The following is a 3,902-nucleotide window of genomic DNA, read 5'->3' on the forward strand; positions in this document are numbered from 1 at the left end:
CCCCGGCCCTCCCCCAGAGGGGGAGGGAGCAAGAAGCGACTACATCAGAGTCGAGGGGCTGTCGAAGAACTTCGGCGGCGGCAGCGATGGCGTGCTCGCGCTCAGCAACATCGACTGCAGCATCCGCCAGGGCAGCTTCGTCACCATCGTCGGCCCCAGCGGCTGCGGCAAGAGCACGCTGCTGCGCATCCTGGCCGGCCTGCTGGACTACGAAACGGGCAGCGTGCTGCTCGACGGCCAGCCGATCCGCGGCACGCGGCGCGACGTGGGCGTGGTGTTCCAGAGTTCGATCCTGCTGCCATGGCGCAGCATCCTCGACAACGTCATGCTGCCGGCCGAAGTGATCGGGCTCGACATGAAGAAGGCGCGCGAGCGGGCCATGCAGCTGCTGCACATGGTGCGGCTCGACGGCTTCGAGCACAAGCTGCCGCGGCAGCTCAGCGGCGGCATGCAGCAGCGTGCCTCGATCGCACGGGCCCTGCTGCACGACCCGAAGATCCTGCTGATGGACGAGCCCTTCGGCGCGCTCGACGCGATGACGCGCGAGCGCATGAACCTCGAGCTTCAGCGCATCTGGATGGAAAGCGGCAAGACCGTGGTGCTGATCACCCACTCCATTCCCGAGGCCGTGTTCCTGGGCGACCAGGTCTTCGTGATGTCGCCGCGCCCCGGCACGCTCGAACGCGTGCTCCCTATCGACCTGCCGCGGCCGCGCACGATGGACGTGATGTCCGACCCGGCCTTCGCCGCCGCCACCGCATCGATCCGCGAGCGCTTCTCGCATGCCGCTTCCTTCGACTGAAAGGCCCGTCATGACGACCGCCATGCTCACCCCTGCTTCCGCTTCGACGCCCGCCGTGCGTCACGAGCCCGCCGCACCTGCAGCCGCCACGGCACCACGCCGGCGCAGCGCCAACCCGCTGGCATCGACCCGCGTGCAATCCATCCTGCTGCTGATCACGCTGCTCGGCTCGTGGGAGGCGGCCGTGCGCATCTTCAAGGTGCCCAGGCATCTGGTGCCGCCGGTCAGCGACATCGGCATCGCGTTGTGGCGCGGACTGGCCACCGGCCCTTTCGCGAAAGACGGCTTCTGGTACCACGGCGGCATCACGCTCACCGAGATCGTGCTGGGCTTCGGCATCGGCAGCGGGATCGGGCTGGCGATCGGCATCGTGGTCTCGCAGATGCCGAAGGTCGAGGCGCTGCTCGAACCCTATGTCGCCGCGCTGCAGAGCGTGCCCAAGGTGGCGGTGGCGCCGATCATCGTGGTGTGGCTGGGCTTCGGCATCGGTTCGAAGGTGATGATCATCTGCCTGCTGACCTTCTTCCCGGTGCTGGTGACCAGCATCGCGGGCTTCAAGGCCGTGGACCCCGACCGCATCGACCTGCTGCGCTCGCTGTCGGCCACGCCGTGGCAGATCTTCCGCAAGGCCAAGTTTCCGAGCGCCCTGCCCTTCATCTTCGCGGGCCTGAACATGGCCGCGGCCTTCAGCGTGGTGGGCGCGGTGGTCGGCGAATTCGTCGGCGCGCAGGCCGGGCTGGGCGTGCTCATCCTGCAGATGGAAGCGCAGGCCGACACCGGCGGCAGCTTCGCGGTGTGCGTGGTGCTCTCGGTCATCGGCATCCTGCTGACCAGCCTGCTGCGCCGCGTGCAGCGCCGGGTGCTGCACTGGATGCCTGCGGACAGCTCGCAGCGCACCGTGAACGTCTGAACCCCGAACCTCATTTCTTCAGCCAGGAGTGGACCATGTTGAATCGACGTGACTTTGGCCTGGGCCTCGGCGCCCTCGGACTCGGCGGCGCGCTGCCGGCCCTGGCGCAGAAGCTGCGCATCATGAAGGTGGCGAACACCGCCGCCGTCAACGACCCGCAGCAATGCTTCGTCACCGCGGGCCAGCACCCCAGGCTCGATTTCTACAAACCCGAGGGCGTGGACGTCGAGTACGTCAACATGTCCAGCATGACGCAGGCCCTGCAGAGCCTGCGCACCGGCCACGTCGACTTCGGCCCCGCCGTGCCCGGCATCCTGTTGCCGGCGATGGCCAAGGACCCGGGGCTGGACCTGGTCAGCGTCTACAAGTGGCTGCCCCGCAATGCCAACGTGATCGTGGTGAAGCCTGGCAGCCCCATCAAGTCGGCCGCCGACCTGGCCGGCAAGCGCATCGGCGTGCGCAGCCAGGGCGACACCGGCATCGTCGTCACCAAGACCATGCTGGCCGAGCTGGGCCTGAAGGACGACAAGTGCGAGTACATCGCCATCGGCGACGGCGCGCCTGCAGGCGCCGCCATCGACAACGACCGCGTCGACGCGATGGTGGCCTTCGACACCGCGGCCGCGCGCATCGAGCTGGTGGGCACGCCGCTGCGCTACGTGCCGATCACGCCGAAGTTCGCGCAGATCGGCTCGGGCTGGATCTGCGTGCCGCGCAAGCTGCTGAAGGACGAGCGCAAGAGCCTGGTGGCGCTGTTCCGCGGCATGGCCAAGGCCACCCTCTTCTCGCACACCAACCTCGACGCCGGCATCGACCTGCACTGGGCCGTCTACCCCGAAAGCCGCCCCAAGGGCCGCAGCGAGGCCGAGGCGCGCAAGGAACTGGCCTTCATCATGAAAGACCGCCGCAACAGCTGGATGCGCCGCCCCGACGACCCCGACCAGCGCTTCGGCGCCTCGTCGCTGGCCGAATGGAAGGCCAACATCGAGATGACCGCCGAAAGCAGCAAGAACCCGAAGCTCGCCGACGAGCTGGGCGACCCGGCCCGCCTGTTCAGCAACGAACTGATTGACGAGGTCAATGCCTTCGACAGGCAGGCGGTGGTGGAGATGGCGAAGGGGTTCAGGCTGTAGAGGGGCGGCATCAACAGCTTTGCGTCAGGGTCGTTATGCGCCCGGCCGCATCGCAGCTGCAGCTGGCGAAATCGGTGGCGCTGAGCCGTCGTCCTGCCGCGTCCTGGCTGCGGTTGGCGGCTAGGTTGTCGGGGAACCGCCCTGCATGAAGAGAAAACCGATGGCCGCTCACTCAATCCTGGCGAGTTCCGCGCGTAGATCCCGCTCGAAGTCCGCCAGATTGGGAAGAACGCCTTTGTCGCCCGCGGTGTAGAACACGCCCAATTTTGTCCCGTTGGCGTCGAGACTAGGAAGTAGTCCATCGAACAGGTCGTCCAGCTCTATCGACTTAGGGACATAGTCGGCCCAGGAGCCTCCAACGCACAGTTCCGCATATTCCCTTGCCGGCCAGAGTGGGAAAACGGGCATCCCATCGTCGGTCCCGGCCAGTGCCCATCCGTTCAGATGCAGTCCCCAAACCAGTCGCTGGTCGGCTGCAAGCTTGATGAAGCGGGCATATCTCTTGTGTGCAGACAATGCGACGACGGCCTCAATTTGTTTCATGGATATTTTCACGGCCTGGCTCCGCTATTCAGGAGGACGTTCACGGTTGGATCTTCCCCAGTCGTCATATCGATGCTGTAAACGATGGAGTTCTCGATCCTGCAGATTTGAGTGGTCATATCCATAGCCCTTTGCTGCCTCTCGCCCACGCTCATGCGCCAGTTCTTTTCCAGGAGGAACGCGTAACGTGTCGCGTTGACCACGCGCAATAGAGTTGAGTTCCTGTTCCAGCCATCCGCGATCACCCGATCCGAGTTTGTCATCACTTGCGAGCTCGCGAAGCCGACTTTGCTTGCCGGCGCGCCCGCCGGCAGTGGCAGGGCGGCACATTAGCTCCCCAGCAACCGGGCTGGGAATCTGCGGTGCGGGCGATACCGCTGGCGATGCCGGTCGTGGAGGTAACGGTGTGCCTCGGGTTCCCGTGCCTCCACCTCCAAGCATTCCGCCTCCACCGCCCTCGAGAGGAAGAATGTCCAAAGGTCTGCCGGATTGCCGAACCAGACCCTCCGGATCG

5 protein-coding genes are annotated in these 3,902 nt (G+C 65.9%); 3 read left to right on the forward strand and 2 right to left on the reverse strand.

The window, feature by feature from the left end; translation table 11 throughout:
- The first annotated feature begins 58 nt into the window (after positions 1 to 58).
- Genes B0W80_RS33830 through B0W80_RS33840 form a run of 3 tightly spaced genes read left to right on the forward strand, consistent with a single transcriptional unit; the run spans position 59 to position 2,845 of the window.
- Positions 59 to 802, forward strand: a complete 744-nt coding sequence (locus B0W80_RS33830) for an ABC transporter ATP-binding protein (RefSeq protein WP_373039384.1) — start codon at positions 59 to 61, stop codon at positions 800 to 802.
- A 10-nt stretch (positions 803 to 812) separates the two neighbouring features.
- The gene (locus B0W80_RS33835) at positions 813 to 1,712 is read left to right on the forward strand and encodes an ABC transporter permease (RefSeq protein ID WP_179107102.1); all 900 of its coding nucleotides are present in this window, start codon (positions 813 to 815) and stop codon (positions 1,710 to 1,712) included.
- 35 nt (positions 1,713 to 1,747) lie between these two features.
- Positions 1,748 to 2,845 carry an ABC transporter substrate-binding protein gene (locus tag B0W80_RS33840; RefSeq protein WP_077003512.1) on the forward strand — a complete coding sequence of 366 codons (1,098 nt, stop codon included), beginning with the start codon at positions 1,748 to 1,750 and terminating at the stop codon, positions 2,843 to 2,845.
- A gap of 168 nt (positions 2,846 to 3,013) precedes the next feature.
- Here B0W80_RS33840 and B0W80_RS33845 read toward each other — a convergent pair whose 3' ends face one another.
- On the reverse strand, positions 3,014 to 3,400 hold the full coding sequence (locus tag B0W80_RS33845; RefSeq protein WP_077003513.1) for a DUF2750 domain-containing protein: 387 nt from the start codon (positions 3,398 to 3,400) through the stop codon (positions 3,014 to 3,016).
- 12 nt (positions 3,401 to 3,412) lie between these two features.
- A complete protein-coding gene (locus B0W80_RS36565; protein ID WP_083745815.1) occupies positions 3,413 to 3,829 on the reverse strand; it encodes a polymorphic toxin type 8 domain-containing protein in 417 nt (138 codons plus the stop codon).
- Positions 3,830 to 3,902: the final 73 nt, after the last annotated feature.

The organism is Variovorax sp. KK3 (assembly GCF_001984055.1).
Taxonomy (GTDB): Bacteria; Pseudomonadota; Gammaproteobacteria; order Burkholderiales; family Burkholderiaceae_C; genus Variovorax.

Coding starts and splice junctions, on each gene's coding strand:
- B0W80_RS33835 (WP_179107102.1), top strand. CDS start 813: ATGACGACCGCCATGCTCACCCCTGCTTCCGCTTCGACGCCCGCCGTG.
- B0W80_RS33840 (WP_077003512.1), top strand. CDS start 1,748: ATGTTGAATCGACGTGACTTTGGCCTGGGCCTCGGCGCCCTCGGACTC.
- B0W80_RS36565 (WP_083745815.1), bottom strand. CDS start 3,829: ATGCTTGGAGGTGGAGGCACGGGAACCCGAGGCACACCGTTACCTCCA.